Origin of the sequence: Acinetobacter sp. YH01009 (assembly GCF_013420765.1) — a bacterium.
GTDB classification, from domain to species: domain Bacteria; phylum Pseudomonadota; class Gammaproteobacteria; order Pseudomonadales; family Moraxellaceae; genus Acinetobacter; species Acinetobacter amyesii.
Window position 1 is genome coordinate 160,300 of the sequence record NZ_VOYE01000007.1, and the last position, 22,438, is coordinate 182,737.

23 protein-coding genes and 2 pseudogenes are annotated in these 22,438 nt (G+C 39.5%); 13 read left to right on the forward strand and 12 right to left on the reverse strand.

Features of this window, described 5'->3' with window-relative positions; all coding sequences use genetic code 11:
• Nucleotides 1-50: 50 nt before the first annotated feature.
• From rpmE to FTT76_RS09335, 6 genes are all read right to left on the reverse strand, one after another.
• Nucleotides 51-275: a 50S ribosomal protein L31 gene (rpmE, locus tag FTT76_RS09310; protein ID WP_078190165.1), complete on the reverse strand. Its 225-nt coding sequence runs from the start codon at nucleotides 273-275 to the stop codon at nucleotides 51-53.
• Between the two features lie 217 nt (nucleotides 276-492).
• Complete coding sequence (locus tag FTT76_RS09315) at nucleotides 493-801, reverse strand: hypothetical protein (RefSeq protein WP_180009351.1); 309 nt, start codon at nucleotides 799-801, stop codon at nucleotides 493-495.
• The gene (locus tag FTT76_RS09320) at nucleotides 798-962 is read right to left on the reverse strand and encodes a hypothetical protein (protein WP_180009353.1); all 165 of its coding nucleotides are present in this window, start codon (nucleotides 960-962) and stop codon (nucleotides 798-800) included. The genes FTT76_RS09315 and FTT76_RS09320 overlap by 4 nt, the downstream gene beginning before the upstream one ends.
• 52 nt (nucleotides 963-1,014) lie before the next feature.
• Nucleotides 1,015-1,989: a bile acid:sodium symporter family protein gene (locus FTT76_RS09325; RefSeq protein WP_180009355.1), complete on the reverse strand. Its 975-nt coding sequence runs from the start codon at nucleotides 1,987-1,989 to the stop codon at nucleotides 1,015-1,017.
• Between the two features lie 223 nt (nucleotides 1,990-2,212).
• Nucleotides 2,213-2,614 (reverse strand): lactoylglutathione lyase, encoded by a 402-nt coding sequence (gloA, locus tag FTT76_RS09330; RefSeq protein ID WP_078191833.1) that lies wholly within the window; start codon nucleotides 2,612-2,614, stop codon nucleotides 2,213-2,215.
• A 197-nt stretch (nucleotides 2,615-2,811) separates the two neighbouring features.
• Nucleotides 2,812-4,956, reverse strand: a complete 2,145-nt coding sequence (locus FTT76_RS09335; protein WP_180190409.1) for an MFS transporter — start codon at nucleotides 4,954-4,956, stop codon at nucleotides 2,812-2,814.
• A 205-nt stretch (nucleotides 4,957-5,161) separates the two neighbouring features.
• Between FTT76_RS09335 and FTT76_RS09340 the strand changes: the two genes are divergently transcribed.
• Entirely contained in the window at nucleotides 5,162-7,810 is a 2,649-nt protein-coding gene (locus FTT76_RS09340; RefSeq protein ID WP_373686541.1) for a Lon protease family protein, read from the forward strand.
• A gap of 182 nt (nucleotides 7,811-7,992) precedes the next feature.
• Here the strand turns inward: FTT76_RS09340 and grxD are convergent, their stop codons facing one another.
• Nucleotides 7,993-8,334, reverse strand: a complete 342-nt coding sequence (grxD, locus tag FTT76_RS09345) for a Grx4 family monothiol glutaredoxin (protein WP_067762767.1) — start codon at nucleotides 8,332-8,334, stop codon at nucleotides 7,993-7,995.
• A gap of 198 nt (nucleotides 8,335-8,532) precedes the next feature.
• Here grxD and FTT76_RS09350 point away from each other — a divergent pair, with 198 nt between their 5' ends.
• Nucleotides 8,533-9,744, forward strand: a complete 1,212-nt coding sequence (locus FTT76_RS09350; RefSeq protein WP_180009361.1) for an aspartate aminotransferase family protein — start codon at nucleotides 8,533-8,535, stop codon at nucleotides 9,742-9,744.
• A 68-nt stretch (nucleotides 9,745-9,812) separates the two neighbouring features.
• Here FTT76_RS09350 and FTT76_RS09355 read toward each other — a convergent pair whose 3' ends face one another.
• The 3 genes from FTT76_RS09355 to surE form a co-directional block, all read right to left on the reverse strand.
• Nucleotides 9,813-10,742 carry a LysR family transcriptional regulator gene (locus tag FTT76_RS09355; RefSeq protein WP_180004878.1) on the reverse strand — a complete coding sequence of 310 codons (930 nt, stop codon included), beginning with the start codon at nucleotides 10,740-10,742 and terminating at the stop codon, nucleotides 9,813-9,815.
• A gap of 92 nt (nucleotides 10,743-10,834) precedes the next feature.
• On the reverse strand, nucleotides 10,835-11,665 hold the full coding sequence (locus FTT76_RS09360) for a peptidoglycan DD-metalloendopeptidase family protein (RefSeq protein WP_180009371.1): 831 nt from the start codon (nucleotides 11,663-11,665) through the stop codon (nucleotides 10,835-10,837).
• Nucleotides 11,666-11,779: 114 nt separating this feature from the next.
• On the reverse strand, nucleotides 11,780-12,553 hold the full coding sequence (gene surE, locus FTT76_RS09365; protein ID WP_078190173.1) for a 5'/3'-nucleotidase SurE: 774 nt from the start codon (nucleotides 12,551-12,553) through the stop codon (nucleotides 11,780-11,782).
• A 116-nt stretch (nucleotides 12,554-12,669) separates the two neighbouring features.
• On the opposite strand from surE, the gene FTT76_RS09370 reads away from it, so the two are divergent.
• From FTT76_RS09370 to purB, 11 genes and pseudogenes are all read left to right on the forward strand, one after another.
• Nucleotides 12,670-13,044 (forward strand): MCR_0457 family protein, encoded by a 375-nt coding sequence (locus FTT76_RS09370; protein WP_078190174.1) that lies wholly within the window; start codon nucleotides 12,670-12,672, stop codon nucleotides 13,042-13,044.
• 228 nt (nucleotides 13,045-13,272) lie between these two features.
• Nucleotides 13,273-13,659: an MCR_0457 family protein gene (locus FTT76_RS09375; protein WP_180004877.1), complete on the forward strand. Its 387-nt coding sequence runs from the start codon at nucleotides 13,273-13,275 to the stop codon at nucleotides 13,657-13,659.
• A 118-nt stretch (nucleotides 13,660-13,777) separates the two neighbouring features.
• Nucleotides 13,778-14,926 (forward strand): D-alanyl-D-alanine carboxypeptidase PBP5/6, encoded by a 1,149-nt coding sequence (dacC, locus tag FTT76_RS09380; protein ID WP_078191838.1) that lies wholly within the window; start codon nucleotides 13,778-13,780, stop codon nucleotides 14,924-14,926.
• Between the two features lie 103 nt (nucleotides 14,927-15,029).
• A complete protein-coding gene (locus FTT76_RS09385) occupies nucleotides 15,030-15,560 on the forward strand; it encodes a gamma carbonic anhydrase family protein (protein WP_180009363.1) in 531 nt (176 codons plus the stop codon).
• 193 nt (nucleotides 15,561-15,753) lie between these two features.
• Nucleotides 15,754-16,203: a PAAR domain-containing protein gene (locus FTT76_RS09390; protein WP_180009365.1), complete on the forward strand. Its 450-nt coding sequence runs from the start codon at nucleotides 15,754-15,756 to the stop codon at nucleotides 16,201-16,203.
• Nucleotides 16,196-16,496, forward strand: a pseudogene (locus FTT76_RS17675) (PAAR domain-containing protein); the annotation flags it as partial. The gene FTT76_RS09390 and the pseudogene FTT76_RS17675, both read left to right, overlap by 8 nt.
• Nucleotides 16,497-17,047: 551 nt before the next feature.
• A complete protein-coding gene (locus tag FTT76_RS09400; protein WP_180009367.1) occupies nucleotides 17,048-17,680 on the forward strand; it encodes a hypothetical protein in 633 nt (210 codons plus the stop codon).
• Nucleotides 17,681-17,913: 233 nt separating this feature from the next.
• Nucleotides 17,914-18,399, forward strand: coding sequence for an NUDIX hydrolase (locus FTT76_RS09405; RefSeq protein WP_078190179.1), 486 nt, complete (start codon nucleotides 17,914-17,916; stop codon nucleotides 18,397-18,399).
• A 4-nt stretch (nucleotides 18,400-18,403) separates the two neighbouring features.
• Nucleotides 18,404-19,540 carry a tRNA 2-thiouridine(34) synthase MnmA gene (gene mnmA / locus FTT76_RS09410; protein WP_180009369.1) on the forward strand — a complete coding sequence of 379 codons (1,137 nt, stop codon included), beginning with the start codon at nucleotides 18,404-18,406 and terminating at the stop codon, nucleotides 19,538-19,540.
• Between the two features lie 12 nt (nucleotides 19,541-19,552).
• Nucleotides 19,553-20,284, forward strand: a complete 732-nt coding sequence (gene hflD, locus FTT76_RS09415; RefSeq protein ID WP_078190181.1) for a high frequency lysogenization protein HflD — start codon at nucleotides 19,553-19,555, stop codon at nucleotides 20,282-20,284.
• Between the two features lie 56 nt (nucleotides 20,285-20,340).
• Nucleotides 20,341-21,729, forward strand: a complete 1,389-nt coding sequence (purB, locus tag FTT76_RS09420) for an adenylosuccinate lyase (RefSeq protein ID WP_168379206.1) — start codon at nucleotides 20,341-20,343, stop codon at nucleotides 21,727-21,729.
• A gap of 184 nt (nucleotides 21,730-21,913) precedes the next feature.
• Here the strand turns inward: purB and FTT76_RS09425 are convergent, their stop codons facing one another.
• On the reverse strand, nucleotides 21,914-22,153 hold the full coding sequence (locus FTT76_RS09425) for a hypothetical protein (RefSeq protein WP_180004910.1): 240 nt from the start codon (nucleotides 22,151-22,153) through the stop codon (nucleotides 21,914-21,916).
• An 85-nt stretch (nucleotides 22,154-22,238) separates the two neighbouring features.
• Nucleotides 22,239-22,438 (reverse strand): annotated as a pseudogene (locus tag FTT76_RS09430) (integrase core domain-containing protein); the annotation flags it as partial.

The following is a 22,438-nucleotide window of genomic DNA, read 5'->3' on the forward strand; positions in this document are numbered from 1 at the left end:
TTTATCGGCACAAAAAAACGGGCATAAAGCCCGTTTTTTCGTTTTGGATATTAACGTTTGATAGAACGTGACATACCAGCAAAACGTTGTTTGAATTTGTCGATACGACCGCCAGTGTCAACGCTTTTCTGTTTACCAGTGTAGAATGGGTGGCAAGCAGAACATACGTCTAGGTAAATAGTTTCTTTACCAAGAGCTGAACGAGTTTCAATTACGTTACCGCATGAACATGTAGCAACTAAAGTTTCATATTTTGGGTGAATATCGGCGCGCATCGTCGATTACTCCTAAGATTTAAGAAGGTTTAGCTGTCATCGCAATTGATCACTCTTGCATCACTACAAGGAAGGCTTAAGAAAGCAGACCAACACCATAACAGACCATTCTTTTGGCCCACCGAGACGGATACCGTCAGAGCTAAGCACAACAAGTTGGGGCAAATTATAGCTGATTTTTTAATGTTAATAAATAGATATTCAAGGCTGAATCGCTCTACTCTTTAGGTTGAGCTTGTTCTAAATATTTCTGATATTGTAATTCGACTGTACGCTGAAATTGGGCTTGATCAAAATGATTTAATCTTTCAATAAATGCAGGACAAAACGTCGCTGCATTTACTGGCTGTAATGATTTGCTCATGCCCTCTAACATGCCTTGAAGCTGCTGTTTAAATTGTGCATCGACTGGCTGATCAACATCTTTTGCTTTTAATGGCTCTACACCATTAAAACGGACAGCCTGAACCGCAGCAATTAATTTTAGCTTGGCAGCTTGATAAGCCTGATCTAATTCCGTATTCATCTGTGGTTGTCGATCACGACATAATCTAACATGGGCTGCAGACTGATGAGCGGCATTTTTTCAATGACATCACGGTTACTATTTACGGATAAATCCTCTTGGGCATGAACGACTGTGTTCAGACCCAAGAATAAAATAAAGACACCTTGTTTAATTTTCATGATTTTTTTTCATCTATATAAGGTATTTTAAAAGGACGTATTCATCTCGTCCTTATTCTTGCCCACGGCTTTGTTTTGCCCAAAGGTTGGCAATCACACCACAGACCATCAACTGAATTTGGTGAAAGATCATAATTGGTAAAACTATCATTCCCATCGGCTGACTAATAAAGAGAATTTGTGCCATGGGCACACCACTCGCCAAGGTTTTTTTAGAGCCACAAAAGAAAATCGTCTTTTGATCAGCTCGGCTAAAGCCCAACCAACGTGGCACATATAACGCCAATAACATAATAATCGTTAATAGAACTGAGCACGCCACAATCAATAGGAATAAGGTCATACCACTCACTTGATGCCATAGTCCTGCCACAACCGCACTACTGAATGCACCATAGACCACCATCAAAATTGAGCCCTGATCAAATACCTTCACAATTTTTGGCACCCTCTTCATATAAGGAAACACCCAAGGACGGAGGAGCTGCCCTAAAATGAAGGGAATGAGTAATAACAGCGTAATTTGAATAATAGATGCAGTCGGATCGTAGTTATGTTGTGACTGGCCGAGAATAAAATAGGCCACCATCACTGGGGTAATAAACATCCCAATAATATTTGAAAATGATGCACTACAGACTGCGCCAGCAACATTACCCTGTGCTACCGAAGTAAATGCAATAGAAGACTGTACTGTCGAGGGTAAAAAGCACATAAACAAAAAGCCCCAATACAACTCTTGCCCTAACATCGGCACGAGAATTGGTTTCGCCATTAAACCCAATAATGGAAATAATGCAAAGGTAAAACCAAAAACTAAAGCATGTAACTTCCAGTGCATTATGCCTTCAACCACAGCCTCACGAGATAACTTTGCACCATGTAGAAAAAATAAAATGGCAATTGCAGCCGTTGTAATATAGCCAAAGATTTCTGCAGCTTGCCCACTAACAGGCAAAAACGTCGCAAGTATGACCATTACAAAAAGTAGAATGGTAAAACGATCCAAAGCCAACATTTTTAGCATAACAACATCCTGTACAAATTTCCCTTTAAAGCTCATCGGCACAAAAATGCCCAATAAGCTAAATTTACCATTGAGTAAATTTCATCTTACTGGGCCATATAAATAAAGCCAGCTTTTCTCCGATATATTCATTATTTTAAACGTTGATAGTGAGCTCAACGCAAAAAAATTTATAAATAAGAATATTCAGAATTACAGATGACTTTATATTAATGATTGCACATTAATTATTTCGTGCATTTGAGTCTTGTTGGATCAACTCAATTTTATAGCCATCTGGATCTTCAACAAAGGCAATGACGGTCACACCACCTTTCATTGGTCCTGCTTCACGTACCACGTTTCCGCCACGTGCTTTAATTTCTTCACAAGCCTTGTAGGCATCATCTACTGCAATAGCAATATGGCCATAAGCGTTACCCAATTCATAACTCTCCGTATCCCAGTTATGCGTTAACTCAAGTACAGTATGATTTTCTTCATCACCATAGCCCACAAATGCCAAAGTAAAACGACCTTCTTCATAATCACGCTTACGAAGCAAAGTCATACCGAGTACTTCAGTATAGAACGCCAATGAACGCTCTAAATTGCCTACACGTAACATGGTATGCAGCATGCGCATAATCGAGTTTCCTAAATCTATCATTATGTTTGAATACTATAGGGATTTAACATGCAAAGTTCAATTTAACTCTAGAACGCATATACCCACTTATTTCAAATATCCTAGTCCAAAACCGCAGATATGCTTAGGCTATTTACAAGCTTAGAATAAAAAAGCCCATTCAAACTGAATAGGCTTTTTTAATTCAAATTGAATTATGAACTGGATTTCTGTTCATGTTCTCTCAATAGTTTGGCGACCCAAACTACTAAAATTAAAATCGGAATACCAATTAAAGTCGTCATCAAGAAAAAGTTTGGATAACCGATATTGGTCACAATCGTACCTGAATAACCGCCTAAAATTTTAGGGGTTAAAGTCATTAATGAACTAAAGATGGCATATTGAACGGCTGTGAAAGAAACACTGGTCAAGCTCGATAAAAATGCAATAAATGCCGCGCCTGCAAGACCAGATGCCAAGTTATCAACAATAATCGCGAAATATAACCACAGCGAACTATAAGGCTTAATGACCTTACCTTTGATGTCCACATTCTGTTCAGCACTTGCCAAATTAATCGGTTGAATATCAACACCAAGTACACCTGCCATATTGGCCGCTGTATTCACTTGATATGCTAATTCGACACTCTTTTTCACCACATCATTTTCTAGCAGTTGAGCCGTTAATGTTTTTTGCTTTGCTGTTTCGAGCGCTTGTCCTGGAATTGCAGCACTAAATACACCAGTTTTATCAAGCTTTGTGTCGAATGGTTTAGCATCCAGAATAATTTGAATTTTTTGATTTTCTTTTAACTCGCCTGCCAAGTATTGTCCACGAACCACGATACTATTCGCAGTCTCTTGAGCTGAAATCGTGTTATCTGAAGTCACTGGCAGCAACATCATTGCTGAGTTTGAAAAAGCATTATTCAGATACGGCAAACTCACCTGTACTGGATGTTGATTCTTCGACTGATAATCCGCACTGACTTTAATATTTTGATCTGCAGCCAAGACTGCTTTTGGAATTTGAACTGCCCAAGCACCCGTATCATCCGGCGTCGCTGTATAGTGCTGCCCTGCTACATTGACAGTGACATCGCTTAATGGCTGACCTGATTTGACCAGACCGATAAAAATCAAGTTTGTTGAACTTGCTAAAATCGCACCAACAAACATCAATTTCATAATGTTCATGCGCTGCGCTAGCAAACCGCCAAGGAAGCCGCCAACCAAGCTAAAAATCACACCATAGACTTTTACAGCTTCAGCAATCTGCTCTTTGGTGAAGTTTAAATCTTGATAAAACACATTAGAAATGACGCCGGCGATAATATCGGAAATACGGTAAAAACCAATAAGTAACAACAGTACTAAAGCCAGTTTTAGACCATAACGCTTAAAGAAATCTGCAACTGGATTAACCCAAGTTTCAAATGCCATCTGCTTATTTACAGCACCCGATTTCACTAAAACAGAACCGACACCAAAAGCAACCACAGCTGAACCAATAAAGCGTACAGCCTCTAAACAGAACAAGGCGAATGAGTCTGAAATTTGCCACTGCTCTTTCAAGCTTTCAACCGCTACACCTGAATAGATATAACTCAAGACAAAGGCAACCACCGCAGCAAAGAATACAGCGACTAAACGATAATAGTCGGTCCGTTTATAATGCTTTTGTACACGGTCAACTTGCGGCTCACGTATCGATAAAGTTGTGATAATACCGATAACCATCACAGCAGCCATTGCAAGGTAAGTATATTTCCAAGCTTCATAAATATAGTTACCTTTGGCCGTGCCTAAATATGCAGCCAAAAATAACGCCCCTGCACCTGCCACGATCATGCCGATACGATAACCTGCATTATAGGTCGAAGCTAAAACGGTCTGCATTTCAGTTTCTGCCAACTCAATACGATAAGCATCAATAACAATGTCTTGCGTTGCGGCAGAAAAACCTAGCAATACAGCGCCAGCGGCCATTTGGTAAATATAGCTTTGTCCTAAAGCTGGATCTGAAAATGCCATGATACAAATTGCACAGATAATGAGAACCTGAGCGATCAACAACCATGCACGGCGACGTCCGAGTTGTTTGGTTAAAAATGGCACAGGTAACTCATCTATTAATGGCGCCCAAACAAACTTAAACGAATAGCCAAGCGCTGCCCAACTAAAAAAAGTTACTGCACTTTTATCAATTCCTGCTTCACCTAACCAAAGCGATAAACTGGAAAAGATCAGTAAAATTGGGATACCGGCCGAAAAGCCAAGAAAAAGCATAATCAGCGCACGTCGGTCTAAAAATGCAGTAAAAGCAGATTTCCATCCTGAAGCTTGTGTTGTCATGACTCAGTTATTTTTGTCAAAATCGAATGTTGCTATTCAAGCGCTTAATGACAACGGTTTCAACAACATTTATGAAATCATTGTTTTATTTTATCGATATTTCGCATGCTGTTGCTTGATCTTTGGCATTAAACCTGTATACCTTAATTACATATCTCTATTCTTTAGTTTTTTGGATTCAACAGTGACCCAGCGACTTGAACAAATTCACTCTTCTTTATCAACCACCATTAATGAAACCAACACAAAAAACTTAGCAGAAACAGTAACGACACTAAAGAGCGCTTTTGATCAACCCGAAATACAGAATACTTTAACTAAAACGCAGTTGCAGCCACTTCAGCTGACGCATACGCCTGAGCTTAAAAAAATACCGACGTCTACCAAGCGGATCAAACCACTTAATGACTTTTTAGGACAAGATCGTGCCCGAGCTTCGGTCGAAGCTGGCATTGCATTACCATACTCAGGCTATAACATTTTTGCTGTAGGTACCGCAGGCTTAGGTAAGCGCACCATGATTAAGCGCTTATTACAACAACACGCTAAAAACATGCCGACGCCTTCAGACTGGGTGTATGTCAATAATTTTAAGTTTCCGCGTGAACCGATTGCGCTGAAACTTCCTTCTGGTCAAGCGACAAAATTCCAAGCGTTATTACATCAAAGTTGGCAAACCACATTAAAACAGCTTGAACGTCGCTTTACCGCAGAAACCTATCACAATCGCATTGAAATGATTCGCCAACATGCCGGTGATGAACAACATCTTGCCTTAGTTGAATTAACCAGAGAAGGTGAAGAACTTGATCTTAAACTGATTTCTCAGGATGATGATCATTGCTTTGTTCCCGTGCATTTGGTCGATAACAAATACCAAGAAATGTCGAAAGAAGACATCAATGCACTAAGCAGCAAAAAACGTGCTGAAATTGCGTCAAACGTCCGTTATATGGATAAAAAACTCGAACGCCTTGGTCTGCATCTTGGTGATCTTGAAGATGATGCTCGCGATAAAGTTCAGGTTTTGAACCGTGAAATTGCTAAACAAGTCGTCATGCCGCGTATTGATGTGATTCAAAATAAATTCAGCATGGTTGAAGGCTTGGAAGATTATCTGAAGCAATATGCAGATGACATCATTCAAAATGTTGAGTTTGTACTTGAGCAAGAAGAAGATGACTTTACACCCGGCCAATTTAACCGCGTGCCATCTCGCTACCAAGCAAACATCATCGCCACACATAAACCTAATGCTGGTGCGCCAGTTATTTTTGAAGATTTCCCTACCCATTACAATTTGTTAGGTCATGTCGAACAACTGACCCAAAATGGCACCATCACCACAGACTTTACGTTAATCCGTCCTGGTGCATTGCATAAGGCCAATGGTGGATTCCTCATCTTGGAAGCTGAACAACTTTTAGAGCAGCCTTATGCATGGCAAGGTCTAAAACGTGCATTAAAGTCAGGACATTTAAAGCTGTCTTCACTTGAACATATGCTTACACTAACTGGTAGTATTTCGATTGAACCAGAAGCTATTGATTTAAATATCAAAGTGATCCTGCTTGCTGAACCTGATATTTATTACGATATTTTAGAACTCGAACCAGAACTGGGCAGTGTCTTTAAAATTCGTGCCGATTTTACCGATACATTACAACGTAATGACATTAATGAGCAGGCATATATGCAGCTAATTGCTGATTATGTGCAAACAGACAAACTTCTGCCGTTTGACCGTACAGCACTTGCTGCACTGTTAACTGATTCAAGTCGTCAAGCTGAAGATCAAAGCTCTTTGTCATTACATGCCCTCACCTTAGGTGATTTGATTCGTGAAGCACATCATCATGCAGCACTTGCTGGCGATAAAATGGTGACAGAAACACATATCAACACCGCTCTTGATCATCGTAAATACCGTCTAGGCTACTTACGTGAATTATATTGGCAAGATCTCACTCGCGGTACACAGTTAATCGAAACCAAAGGTCATCGATTCGGGCAGATTAACGCCCTCTCTGTGATTCAATATGCTGATGTTGAATTTGGTTTACCGTCACGTTTAACGGCTTCGGTTTATCAAGGTGGCGGCGATATTTTAGATATCGAGCGTAGTGTAGAACTCGGTGGTTCTTTACATGCCAAAGGCGTCCTGCTGATGTCGAGTTTCTTAAAGGCACACTTTGGTCGTGAACAAATTTTACATTTTTCTGCTGCCCTTGCCTTTGAGCAAAGCTATGGCCAAGTAGATGGCGACAGCGCAACTGTTGCAGAGCTTTCAGCTCTTATTTCCGCTATTAGCCAATTACCGATCGATCAATCATGGGCAATCACTGGCTCCATGAACCAATTGGGTCAAGTTCAACCGATTGGTGGTGTAAATGCCAAGATTGAAGGCTTCTATGATGCATGTAAATTACAAGGGCTAACAGGCAAGCAAGGTGTGATTATTCCACGCCAAAATATGCAGCACTTAATGTTACGCAAAGATGTGATTGAAGCTGTGCAACAAGGTCAATTCCATATTCACGCCATAGATACCATTGACCAAGCTCTAGAAATTTTGATGGCGCGTCCAGTAGGCACTCTTGATAAAAAAGGTCGTTATAGCAAAGGCTCAATCTACGCTGCTGTCATGGAGCAACTTGAGTACTGGCAAGCGATTGAAGACGGTGCTGAGTTTGAGGAAGAAGAGCCAAAGAAAAAGAAAAAAAAGAAGAAGTCAAAAAAGAATAAAGATAAAAAGGCAAAGAAGTCTGAAGCTCAAGACAGCACTGCTAAAAATGGGACTGCTGAAAACGAGCAACGTGTTGAAGAAAGTCCGACTGAAGACAATCCGTCATAAATCTTCGATGAGTTTATTCATTTGTTGATTTTTCCACCACCCTTTGTGCTTTAAATGCGTATGGGGATGGTGGAAAAACGCATAAACCACGACTTTTTTGATAAATAAGTCATAAAAAAAGCGCCTTAAAGGCGCTATTTTTATCTGTATCCAATGATCAAAATCATCAAATACACATCCAATTAAGCTTCAGGAGCTGGGCTATATTGTTCAACTAAAGGTTGTAATTCACCTTTTTGGAACATATCAAGCATAATGTCGCTACCACCGATCAACTCACCATTGATCCATAATTGTGGGAAAGTCGGCCAGTTTGCAATTTGTGGAAGAGTTGCGCGAATATCTTGATTTTCAAGAATATTTACATAAGCAAACGGACGACCAATTTGACTGAGCGCTTCTACTGCACGCGCAGAGAAACCACACTGTGGAAACTGTGGAGTGCCTTTCATGTAAAGTAGAACTGCGTGTTTAGCAATTTGGTCACGAATTAACGCTTCTGTATCGCGTGCTTGTTCAGTCATTGATATATCCTCAATAAATCTGCTTCGCATTATACCCAAAACTGAGTAAAACAATATGACTAAAGCAATATTTCACGTTTTATTTACATTTCAGCTTTTCAAGTGAGTCATATTTTGCTTATATAGACCTCTTGATGCTCATATATATATGGCGTCTCCTCTATATTATTTCAATCACCTGACAAATTAGAGTTAGTCATGAATAACATTACCCTTGCCCCAGTACAAACTGATCAACCATCGCACTTGATGCCAGTATTTGGCCGCCAACCGATCAGCTTTGTCCGAGGTCAAGGTGCTCACCTGTATACCGCAGATGGCACAGAATACTTAGACGCACTGACAGGGATAGCTGTTTGTGGTTTAGGTCACTCACATCCTGCAATTACAGCTGCAATTGCTGAACAGGCAGCGACCCTCATTCATACCAGTAACTTATTTGAAGTGCCTTGGCAAACGGCTGCTGCGCAAAAATTAGCTGAAGTTGCGGGTATGGAAGAAGTTTTCTTCTCAAATAGTGGTGCAGAATCAAATGAAGGTGCAATCAAAATTGCACGTAAATTTGGTCATATGCAAGGTGTTGCAAGCCCTAAAATTATTGTTGCTGATCATTCATTCCATGGTCGTACCATGGCGACATTATCTGCAACAGGTAACAAAAAAGTTCAAGAAGGCTTTGGCCCACTGGTTGAAGGTTTTATTCGTGTACCTTTTGGTGATATCGAAGCAATTGAAGAAGCTGCAATTCACCACCCAGACATCGTAGCGATTTTGGTTGAGCCGATCCAAGGTGAAGGTGGTGTAAATACTGCACCTCAAGGTTTTAGCTACCTCGAAGAAATTCGTCAAATCTGTAATCAACACAACTGGTTAATGATGCTTGATGAAGTGCAAACAGGTAACGGCCGTACTGGTAAATACTTTGCATATCAACACACCAATATTATTCCTGACGTGCTAACTACAGCAAAAGGTCTAGGTAATGGCTTCCCTATCGGCGCAGTCATGACTCAAGGTCGTGGTGTTGGCGTTTTAACAGCGGGTAACCACGGTTCAACTTATAGCGGTACAGCATTAGGTTCACGTGTGGTTTATACCGTGATTGATACCATTCAAAAGGAAAACCTTATTGAAAATGCTGCAAATATGGGTGCGTATCTTGTTGAGCAATTCACAGAGCAACTTGCAGAGCAAAACGTGACTGTTCGTGGTTTTGGTTTAATGGTCGGCATTGAATTACCAAAAGCATGTGGCGAACTTGTGAATATTGCACGTGATGAGCATCACTTGATTATTAACGTAACAGCAGGCTCTGTGATTCGTTTATTACCTACGCTGAACATCAATAAAAAACAAGCGGATATCTTGATTGAACGCATTGTTAAAATGGTGAAAAACTTTCTAGCGTAATTTGTGCCGAAAGTAAAAAAAGCCGCTGATTGCGGCTTTTTTTATATCTTTTTAAACCTTTTTTGTTTTTATGAGGCTTCTTGGTATACACGTCCGCCTGGTAATTGACTGAAATACAATTTTAATGCATCTAGGCAACGATGAATTTTAGTAGGCTGTTGATCACGTTTAGACATCACAGCATATAGAGTAAATGATGGTAAACGCCATTCTGGTAAAACTTCAACAAGAGAACCGTTTAATAAGTCTTTTTGCGTATCTAGATATAATATTCTTGCAATGCCATGTCCTTGTTGACACATTGCTTTTGCAGCAAATACATTATTTGTTGTAAATCGGGAGTGCACATCCAATGCAACCTGCTCTTTAGTCACTGCATTTTCAAATGCAAAATGCTGAAAGTTTTTAACCAAATTTATTTGAACCATATCATGATTTTGTAAATCTTCTGGTCGTGTAATTAAACTGGTTTGGTTGATATAGCTTGGTGCTGCAACGAGAACTTGTTCAACATGTGCCAATGGCACCACATGAAACTGTTGATCATCAATTTTTGAACTCATTCGTAGCGCAATATCAATGCGGCCATCAATTAAGTCGATATATTGATTATCTGCTTCTAGATGAACGGATAAACCGCGATGTGCCGACATCCAATGTGACAATGCAGGAATCACATGATTCGCACAAATTTCTGGTGTCGATGCAATACGTAATTCACCGACTAAGTCGTCACGAAGTTCATTGATACGAATTTTGCCGCGCTCTGCGGCAGATAGCATCTCTTGGCAACTATGAAAAAAAGCTTGTCCAGCTTCTGTCAAACTTAACTTACGTGTTGAACGATGTAAAAGAATGACTTCCATATCCTGCTCTAGTGAGCGGATTTGCTGACTCACGGCACTCGTGGTAATACCTAACTCACGAGCAGCACCGCTAAACGAATTTTTTTCCACAACGCAAGCAAAGACACCCATTGCTCGAAGTTGATCTAACATAAATTTCCCTCATAAACTTATGAGAAGCTTCATCTTTCGATAAAAGCAACTCATTGTATTATACGGGGATATTTTGCTTTTGCATTATATATTTAATTATTTGGTAAAACTGAAGTTGGATTGATTGGTTTACCATCTAAACGCACCTGAAACTCAAGCATCGTACGGTTTGTACCCGATGAACCCATCTCACCAATTTGCTGCCCTGCTTTCACAGTATCGCCACTTTTGACATTCATTTTACTGTTATGTGCATATGCAGTGATATAGCCATTAATATGCTTCACCAAAATTAAATTGCCGTACTCTTTAAGACCATCGGCGGCATAGACCACTTGACCATCAGCTGCTGCAAAAATAGGATCACCTGTATTACCTGCGTAACGTGTTCCTTTCACATTCGATGCTAAGTTATAGCCTTGTAATACCGTAGGACGTGATACTGGACTCACCCAACGTAAACTTGAAGAACTGACCACTGGCGTTGGAACTGTAGTTCGCGTCACTGTCGATGGAGTGGTTGAAGCTTGAGTCACGGGCGCTGTTTGCGTTGGCATTGCAATCGTTTGGCGTTGAATTGGTGCCGCTTGAGTCATGGCTTGCGTAGACGTTGTACGACGTGAGCCGCCATTTTTAAGGCGAATGGATTGTCCAACATAGATGCGATAAGGCTGCGCAATATCGTTCATTTCTGCAATGCTGACATAGCTCAAACCATAGCGAGCGGCAATGCCACTTAAAGTATCTCCCGAACGAACTGTATAATAATCCGGAGCAGTCGCATAACGGGTCGCATTATTAATTTGTGGTTTTGACGCACAGCCAGTCATGACCAAAGTCGTAACAACCGCAGCAGATAAAACAAGGGTCTTAAATAATGCTGCAGGAGCGGCAATAACGCGATATTGTGACACCAGGGACATCATCTTCCTCACTAATAATTCAAATATAGTCATTATGAATGGGCTAAGATTAGCAAAAATCCACTCTAAAAAAGTTGCGGCATAACCATTTTCACAAAGTTATAACATTAATACTTAAGATTTAGATAACTCTGAGTGCAAGTTATTCAAAATCTCATAGTTTGTAGCATCCATTTGTATAGGCGTTACACTGACATAACCATTTGCAACTGCAAAGAAGTCTGATTCGATATGCGTTAAGCCTTTCTTAGGCTCTGCCACTGCCTCGCCTGCCAATCCAATCCAATAGACTTGACGACCACGCGGGTCTACATGACTGGTAATCGGTTTGGACTGTAAACGTCTTCCTTGATAGGTCACTTTGGTGCCTTGAAGTTCAGCAACATCTGGAATATTAATATTAAAAATATGTCGTGCAGGTAGCGCGGGTAGTCCATTGGCAATAAAATCATGCACCCATTGCGCGGCGACTGCATAATCTTCTGGGTTATTATAACTACGCACATTTGGCCCAGCCAAAGAGACGGCTAGCGCAGGTTGTTTCATTAAACGGCCTTCAAATGCCGCACCCACTGTCCCTGAATACAGCACATCATCACCCAGATTTGCGCCACTATTGATTCCACTCACCACCAGATCAAATTCGAAGTCGAACAAGCCATTCATTGATAAATACACACAGTCCGCAGGTGTACCATTTACCGCCCACATATTCGGTGCAATTTCGACAGGTCGTAATGGTCGATCTAAAGTTAAAGCACTTGAAAAACCGCTGCGTTCGCTTTCAGGCGCCACGATCACCACACGACCGAGAGGACGCAATGCATGTGCTAAAGCTTGGATACCGGGAGCAAAAACGCCATCATCATTGGCAATTAAAATATTCACAACTAAATTTCCATTACTAAAAAATTAAAAATGACTCGCAAGAACATTTTATTGAAATATATGAATAATTATATATATTTACATTTCAACATCCAGCATAAATGTGTGTGTACAAAATGAATAAAACCGTAGCACTTCGTGGTTTATTGGGCTTTGCTCTAGCAGCTTGCATGACTCAAACTGTGGTCGCAGACAATGACTTCACTCAAGAAGAAGCCAATACCATCGTAAAAGAAGACATTGCATCTGCACAAGTCATGTTAGAAGTATGCCCTGCGATTATTGGTCAAAATGCAAAATTTGATGCCAACATTCAAGCACTCACTAAAACATATCTTGCTGATTATTCTGATAAATCAATGACATTAGAAAAACTACAGTCTGACAGCGAATATAAATCAGTTCTTGAAGAAGCGCGTCAAGCTGCTAAAGAAACTGATAAAGCTGAGCAAAAATCAGTTTGTGATGACGTTTTAAGTTATGAAGGTTAATTGATCATTCAGCTTTGGACGTCCTCTAAATAGGTTAGTCCTTATTGCATCAAACCTGCCAAAAAAAGGATGAAGCCTTATAGCCTCATCCTTTTTTCTTTCACAATGTATTGATTTTTAAACAGCTTCAATACAATTTTCTACTGATCTCTACCAGAAATACGATTAAGCTAAGCAAATAAATTTTAGCTATTTGATATCTTTTAGGTTATTTAACAGGTTATTTAAATGAAAAACTCCTTTGTAAAATCTCTTTGTGCCCTTAGTCTTTCTGCTTTTGCTTTCACTACCATGTCTGCACATGCCGCAGATGAAAAAATTGAAGTTACCCCTACACCTCAAGTGACTACTCAAGAACTTGCAGCTATCTATGTACTATCTGAAGTCTGCCCAAAATTGGTGAATGACAAAGATCAACCAAAGTTTGAAGCGGGTTATGCAAAATTAGCTAAAGAATATATGCCGAATGAAAAGAACCCAGTAAATGCTTTACAGCAACTCAGCAAACAAAAAAGTTTTAAAGACGCTTTAAAAGAAGCGCAGTCTGATGCGAAGAAAGCTGGCGATAAGAAAAATGGTGCGATTTGCAAAGAATTGACTGCTTACAGCAAATAATACCAATTGGTTACAATACTTTTAAAATAAGCGCTTGCACCCCATAGCAGTCCGCCTAGCTTTGTCCTAAAATGCTAGGCTCTTTGTGCTTATACCTAAGTTATTGGAACCACCCAGAATGACCCGAAAAACCGCCCTTGCCGCATTACTACTTGCACCTAGTTTTTCATTCGCGGCAACTGTCCTTTCTGCACCACCTGAATTAAATAATAAATCTTATGTGCTGATGGACTATGAGACAGGGCAAATCCTTGCTTCTAAAAATGAAAACGAAAAATTAGCTCCTGCTTCAATGACAAAAATGATGACCAGTTACATCATTGAGCAAAAGTTATTAAGCGGTGAACTAACTGAAAATGAAAAAGTACGTATGAATGAGTCGGCTTGGTGTCGCGGCAGCAGCACTGAGTCATGTATGTACGTTCCGCTCAACGGCACTGCAACTGCATTAGAAATGTTACGTGGCATTATCATTCAGTCGGGTAACGATGCTTCTAAAGCTATGGCAGAACATATTGCTGGCAATGAAGGCACCTTTGCCCACATGATGAACCAAGAAGCGAAACGTATTGGCATGGTGAATACTCAATTCATCAATGCGACAGGTATGCCAGCTGAAGGTCATTTCTCGACTGCCAAAGATATGGCGACTCTTGCGCAACATATCATTCATGACAGTTCAAAATACTATCCGATCTACTCTGAAAAAGAATTTACGTTCAATGGCATTAAGCAAGGCAACCGTAATGCCCTGCTTTATACTGACCCAAGTGTAGATGGTTTAAAAACTGGTCATACTGAAGAAGCGGGCTACTGCTTAACGACTTCAGCTAAACGTGGTCCTTTACGTTTAATTTCAGTGATCTTTGGTGCGCCAAGCATGAACGAGCGTGCATCTCAAACACGTGAAATTTTAGCTTGGGGTTATGCAAACTTTGAAACTGTAAAAGTTCAACCTGCTAAACAAGTGCTTGCAAAAGCAAAAGTTTGGTACGGTAAAGACAATGAAGTTCAAGTAGGTCTAGCTGAAAACTTTAACGTGACGATGCCTAAAGGCGAAGCGAACGCCATTAAAACTCAATTGGTTGTTCAACCAAAATTAACTGCACCTTTAAAACAAGGTCAAGTGGTCGGTAAATACGTTGCAACGCTTAATGGCAAAGTCATTGCTGAAAAACCACTTGTAGCTCTACAAAATGTTGAAGAAGCTGGTTTCTTTGCAAAAATGATTGATCACATCAAACAATTCTTTAGCAACTTATTCTAAGTTTAATGAAAACTGAGCTTTAAGACTAAAGTGAAAGCATCTAGATTTCGGTCTAGGTGCTTTTTTATTTTATAATGCCTAAAAACCTGTAGATGACTTTCCTATGAGCCAAAACATTCGCCCTTATTTACACACTGTTCCACGTATTGCTGACTCTTGCTATATCGATGAAATGTCAGTGGTGATTGGCGATGTTGTATTGGCTGAAAATGTCTCTGTTTGGCCATTTGCTGTGATTCGTGGTGATGTAAACCATATTCGTATTGGTAAAAACTCTAATGTGCAAGATCACTCAATGTTGCATGTGAGTCATAAAAAAGCCGATAAGCCTGAGGGTTCTCCACTGATTATTGGTGAAGATGTCACAATTGGTCATCATGTAAAATTACACGGTTGTACCATTGGTAATCGTGTTTTAGTCGGTATAGGTACGATTATTTTAGATGATGTAATTGTTGAAGATGATGTGATGATTGGTGCTGGTTCACTTGTTCCACCAAATAAGGTTTTGGAAAGTGGTTATTTATATGTGGGCAGTCCAGTCAAAAAAGTCCGCCCCCTAACCGATAAAGAAAAAGCATTTTTACCGTATTCAGCGCAGAATTATGTGAAGGTGTCGGGGAATTATAAATAAAATAGATTTTATTTAGGTTAATTTTTATTAAAGCATTATTTCAATGCTAAAAATTTATTTATTGTTTTGCACCTAAAATGCATATATTAGAATAAATATAAAATTAGATAGTATTTCCTTAGTTACATTTTCAAATTTTATTAGTCATCTTATTTTATTAAGCTCGAATATAATTACAATATTTGGACATAGTATGACTAGCCCTACTTTTTTGCATCAACTGCCAAAAGAGCAGCTACAAAAGCTTTCAAAAGAAGATATAAAAAAAATTCATGAGGCAGAACAACTATATTGGAATCATAAGCCTCACACAAAATATTATGTAGCATTTAACAGTGCAAAAACTAAAAATGGTGGACTTGTTCGGGCATCAAATCATACTTTTAAAGTCCAAGGGATATCATTGGCATTGATAGGTGATGAAGCCATATACTTAGATGGTTCAACAGCAAAAATTATCTCTGGCGCAGGATCGCTTTTCAATGTAGATGGTCGATCAGCCGCTCTAATCGGTTCATTTTTAGAAAATGGCGATGAAATTATTGATAGTCCAATTACATCTCATGTATTACGCTTATATCATGATGCGATACCCCCTATAGGCTTTATGACTACAACAATTGGAGACTCAAAAAATGTCTAAAGGATTCGGCATTCATGGGTCTACAACGAGCCACGGAGGAACAGTCATATCCACTCAGTTCAGAAGTTCACAGATGGGGAATCTTTTTTCTTCGTGCTGGAGATGGTTTCGCATGTCCGAAATGTAAAACTTGGTCTACGTTAATTAAAAGTAATGACCACGTTATTTTTGATGGCAAGGCTGTAGCTTATGTAGGCGATAAGTTCACTTGTGGTGCTACCTTACTCCCTAAGCAAGTACATGTAGTTGGAGCTAGTGGTGGTCCTAGTAATTCATCCGTCTTAAATTTTCAGACAACATCTCAACAAAGTAATAATTTGGCAAACAATTTTAGCCGTAACAAAGAAAATTATGAAAATTATTATATAGAACAAAATAGAACACAATACGTGAAATTCAAAAATTTAATTCTTCCTTATGATGAGGATAAAAAAGGTTGGGTAGGAGTTGTTTCTCAAGCTATTTCTGGGACTTGTGAATATATTGTTAGCTATATTTTAAAGGGTCGTGAATTATTTATAACAGTTTCCTATATAGCCCCTCCATTAAAAGGAGATGCTAAAATTAAACCTTTTGTTTCAGTAAAAATATTTAGAGAAAAAGCAAGAGATTTTAAACTACTCTCACAAAAAAATTTAGAAATAGGGAATGGTGTCTGGAATACTGAAAAGGGGAAAGAACCAGTTGGATCAGGAACAATTCTTCTTCCGGAGCCCAATTTGTCTTTAATTAAAGTTGAAATGCAAATGGGATATGAAGCCAAATTAGATGGCGGAATAATTTATCCAAATCCAAGATTTACAACACATACATTCACATTAACTTCGGCTGCTAGACGTATTTCATGAAAAAATATCTAATTTTAACTATTCTTTTTAGTACAGTTTTCACTATAACTGGATGCTCTAATGCACAAGAGATTCCAAAGAAAAATGAAGTTGTAGAAGAACAAAAAATATCCCTATCAGATGATATTATCATCCAAAAATACAGAATATTAATGAATGATATAGACATTCATAACCCTAAATCTAAAGAAAAATTAAAAAATATTTTATTAGATGTAAAAAAAATCCAAGCTCAAAATGAGCAAGAAAAAATAGAAATGAATATTTATCTCTCTTTAGAAATGTATCAAGAGGCTTATGAATTAAATAAGAAACAACTCAATGAGAGACCAACTCAAGCTAAATTATTTAAGCACTGTGAACTAATGCAAATTTTGAAATATCCGCAAAATGACCTGCGATCTTGTCAGAGTAAAGTAGCAGAAGGTATAAGGAATGAATTAAAGACTATCCCCAAAGATGATCCAGCCTATCCGTATGCTAAATGGGGATATTTATTAGCTATGTATAAATCAGGACATGGTGAGTATAAAGAACAAATGGAAAAATTCATTAACTCGACTACAGATGAAACAATGAAGTTCCAATTTCAGGGTTCTTATGAAATGGCAATTGAAAGTAACAATTGAAATAGTGCATGTATTAATTATTTTTTAATATTAATCATATCCATATTACAAAAAAAAGCCTATATCAACTGTACAGGGCTTTTTATGATTCATTGTTTCCAACCCCATTTATGAAACAGTGTTCCATAAATTTCTACGCTAAAAAATATCTCTATCCAAAGAATTCACCTCCCATCGTAGCCACCGCTCCCTAAATTTTGTAGAATAGCGTTTTTACCCCATGGTGCTTTTCTATGACCGCTTGGACTGCTCACGTCACTGTTGCGACAGTCGTTGAAAAAGACGGAAAATTCCTATTTGTTGAAGAACATACAGAAGGTGTGACCCATACTGTATTTAATCAACCTGCAGGTCATGTTGAAGCTGGCGAAACCATTATTGAAGCCGCCATTCGAGAAACCATGGAAGAAACAGGTCACGATGTAGAAATCACGAACCTCCTAGGCATGTATACTTATACTCCTCCGATGTTCCCTGATCGTACTTATTTCCGTTTCTGTTTCTTAGCTAAAGACATTCAGCACCATGCCGATGCACAATTAGACACAGGTATTGTCGGTGCAGTATGGATGACGCTTGATGAACTCATTGAGTCTGCCCGTGCGCGTAGTCCATTAGTCATCAAAGCTGTGCAAGATGCTCTTTCAGGTCAAAAATTTCCTTTATCGCTCATTTACGAGCACCAAAATTCTCCCTTAATTTCAAATTTGGATGCTTAATCCTATGCAACAACGTGTCATCGTCGGTATGTCTGGTGGTGTAGATTCTTCTGTATCTGCAGCACTTTTACTTCAACAAGGTTATCAAGTTGAAGGTCTTTTCATGAAAAACTGGGAAGAAGATGACGGCACGGAATACTGTACGGCAATGGAAGATCTTGCCGATGCTCAAGCCGTTTGTGACAAAATTGGTATCAAACTTCATACTGCAAACTTTGCAATGGAATATTGGGACCGTGTCTTTGAGCATTTCTTAGAAGAATATGCCGCAGGTCGTACACCAAACCCAGATATTCTCTGCAATAAAGAAATTAAATTCCGTGCATTTCTAGACCATGCTGTGAACTTAGGAGCTGACTTTATTGCGACAGGCCACTATTGCCGTCGTGGTGAAACGCTAAAAAATTCACGTGGTGAAGAGTATGCCCCTCTACTACGTGGCCTAGACAACAATAAAGACCAAACCTATTTCCTACATGCAGTGCATGGTCGCGAAATTAACAAGACTTTATTCCCTGTAGGTGAAATTGAAAAACCACAAGTGCGTAAAATCGCTGAAGAATTAGGTCTAATCACCGCGAAGAAAAAAGATTCAACAGGAATCTGCTTTATTGGTGAACGTCGATTTAATGACTTCTTAAAGCAATATTTACCTGCTCAACCCGGAAAAATCGTCCTTGACACAGGTAAAGAGGTTGGTGAACATCACGGCTTAATGTACTATACGCTCGGCCAACGTGGTGGCATCGGTCTTGGTGGTCTAAAAGGTGCTGAAGAAGGCGCTTGGTTTGTACTGCATAAAGATATCGAAGGTAATCGCCTAGTCGTTGGTCAAGGTCATGAACATCCACTCATGCAAAGCACCATTTTATGGTCTGAAGCGATTGATTGGGTGGCTGGTGAACATGAGATTCCTGAATCAGGTTTCCGCTGCACAGCGAAAACTCGTTATCGTCAGCCTGACCAAGACTGTACAATATTTAAAGACCCTACAGCGCCAAATGGTGTGCGTGTCGAATTCGATGAGCCACAACGTGCTGTTACACCGGGTCAAAGTGTGGTGTTCTACACCGGTGAAGTTTGTTTAGGGGGTGGTGTGATTCATCATACCAATGCGCCTAAACCGGATTTTATTGAATAAGGATTGTTTCGGATGACAGAGTTACCGTTTCAACAGCCTCAGACTCTGAATACTCGCCAAAATCGTGCATTGGCGTTAGCTGCTGTTTTTCAAGCGACACAGCTGACCCACATGACTGCATTGACTGGGCAACAGAGTATCGGGGAAAGCGGTAACTTTTATTTTGAACATCTCATTAAAGCCAGTTTAAATATCCGTCCTAAGTCGAATCAGTCTAGTCAGACGCTTGATTTTTTTAGTGGCTTGGCGGATATTTCGCTGGGATTAAAAACCTTAGAAAGTAGCATTACTCAACCCTTCAATACATCTCCCAAATCTAGACTTCCTAAACTTGCCAATACTAAGCTACCCATGACGTATGCGATGGCATTATTGCAGTTAGAAAAGAAAGTCTATAGCAATCCTAAATTTGTCGAAATCATCGAACAATCCCAACAAAAAATTCTAAGACAGCTTTCCTTTTTTGATAATAATTATTTACATCCAAGTATCATTGCCAATTTAGCGCAAACCTATATTGAAACTGCAGGCCAAATTAATCCACGTATTATGGTTCGTGGTAATGCCGAAGCATTTAAAGACACCTCTCATACCAATCGCATTCGCGCCACCTTATTTACCGGCTTACAAATGGCACATTTATGGCGTCAGCTCGGTGGTAGCTCATGGGGTATGATTTTCAGTAAGCGCAAGCTACTACAAGATATTCAAGATCTTGCCCGTTTACAGTATCAGGTGGTTTAACTGATGCAGTACGGGCTTTTTGTTTTACGTTTAATTCCAAAATTTAAGGAATCGCTATGAACGCTTTAACCGCACTTTCTCCATTAGATGGACGTTACGCAAGCAAATGTGATGCTCTACGTCCCTTCCTCTCTGAGTTTGGTTTAATCCATGCTCGTGTGACTGTTGAAGTGCGTTGGTTACAAGCGCTTGCAAACCGTCCTGAAATCACTGAAGTTCCAGCGTTCAGTGCTGAAACTAACGCTGCGCTTGATGCAATTGTTGCGAACTTCTCTGAAGACAATGCAAACCGCATTAAAGAAATTGAACGTACAACAAACCATGATGTAAAAGCAGTTGAGTACTTCTTAAAAGAGCAAATCGCACATATCGATGAGCTTAAAAATGCTGGAGAATTCATTCACTTTGCATGTACATCTGAAGACATCAACAACTTGTCTCATGCTTTAATGCTTAAAAATGGCCGTGAAGTTTTAGTTGCAGCAATGCAGCAAATCATCGATTCAATCGTTGCTTTGGCTGAACAACACGCTGAACAACCAATGTTGTCTCGTACACATGGTCAAACTGCAAGCCCAACAACTTTGGGTAAAGAAATGGCGAACGTGGCTTACCGCCTTGCACGTCAAATCAAACAATTCAAACAAGTTGAATTACTTGGTAAAATCAATGGTGCAGTAGGTAACTACAACGCGCACTACTCTGCTTACCCTGAAATTAACTGGCCTGCGCATTCACAAGCATTTGTTGAATCATTAGGTTTAGAATTTAACCCGTACACCACTCAAATCGAACCACATGACTACATGGCGGAACTTTTTGATGCGCTACGTCGTTTCAACACCATTTTGATCGACTTTAACCGTGACGTTTGGGGCTACATCTCACTTGGTTTCTTCAAACAACGTTTGAAAGAAGGCGAAGTTGGTTCTTCAACAATGCCACATAAAGTTAACCCAATTGACTTCGAAAACTCTGAAGGTAACTTGGGTATTGCGAATGCGGTATTGGCTCACCTTGGTGAAAAACTTCCTGTATCTCGTTGGCAGCGTGACTTAACTGACTCAACTGTGCTTCGTAACATGGGTGTTGGTTTTGCACAAAGCTTGATCGCTTTTGAAGCTTGCTCTAAAGGTATTGGTAAACTTGAATTGAATGCTCAACGTATTCTTGAAGACCTTGACCATGCGCAAGAAGTACTTGCAGAACCGATTCAAACTGTTATGCGTCGTTATGCAGTTGAAAAACCTTACGAAAAACTTAAAGCCCTAACTCGTGGTCAAGCAATGACTCGCGAAATGATGGTTGATTTCGTAAATGGTAACGAATTAGAAGCTGTTCCAGCTGCTGACCGTGCGCGTCTTGCAGAAATGACACCTGCAACATATACAGGTAATGCATCAACTCAAGCAGCAAACATTAAAGATCTTATTTCTAAAATCTAATTTTAGATAGATCAAAAAAAACGAGGCTTCATGCCTCGTTTTTTATTTATAATACTTCTGCTCTCTTTGAGATGAGGAGCATGCTCCGCAAGGAGATGAGACTATCCAACTCTCCCTTGCGAACTCAGAATATATTCTGAGGATTCTCATCTCCTATAAGGAGATAGAAAATTTAGACGCAATTTTATTCTGCAGGGCAATATTTCGCCCAATCATCTTTCATTCGCTGTAATTCACAACCCGTTAAAACATCTGAGTAATAAATATAATATGTGGCATTGGGATACTGAATTTCATGGCGAAACATCATGCCCCGCAAAGATACAGAGAGCTCTTCTGGAAAATCATCTGTTAAATTAAGTTCTTCAAACTCATAGTTAAAATAACAATTTTGAGTCGCAATAAATGCCTCAACAACGGCCATAGTTACTTCCAAATACATAAACTTAGAGGTGGTCCCACATGTTTGAACAACTAAAAGCGTATTTATAAGTGATATTCCGCTCTAGTTAAGCCACCTTGTTTTGTTGGGGTAGCTGATCATAGTAAAACTCATTTAGCCTTGCGAAGCAGTGCTTCTCATGTCTAGACTCGAATGAGGTCGTTTCAGATTATAAAACTCAAAATATGCACTCAATTGCTTTTTCGCATCTGTGACACTGCTATAAGCTTTGAGATACACCTCTTCATATTTAACGCTCCGCCATAA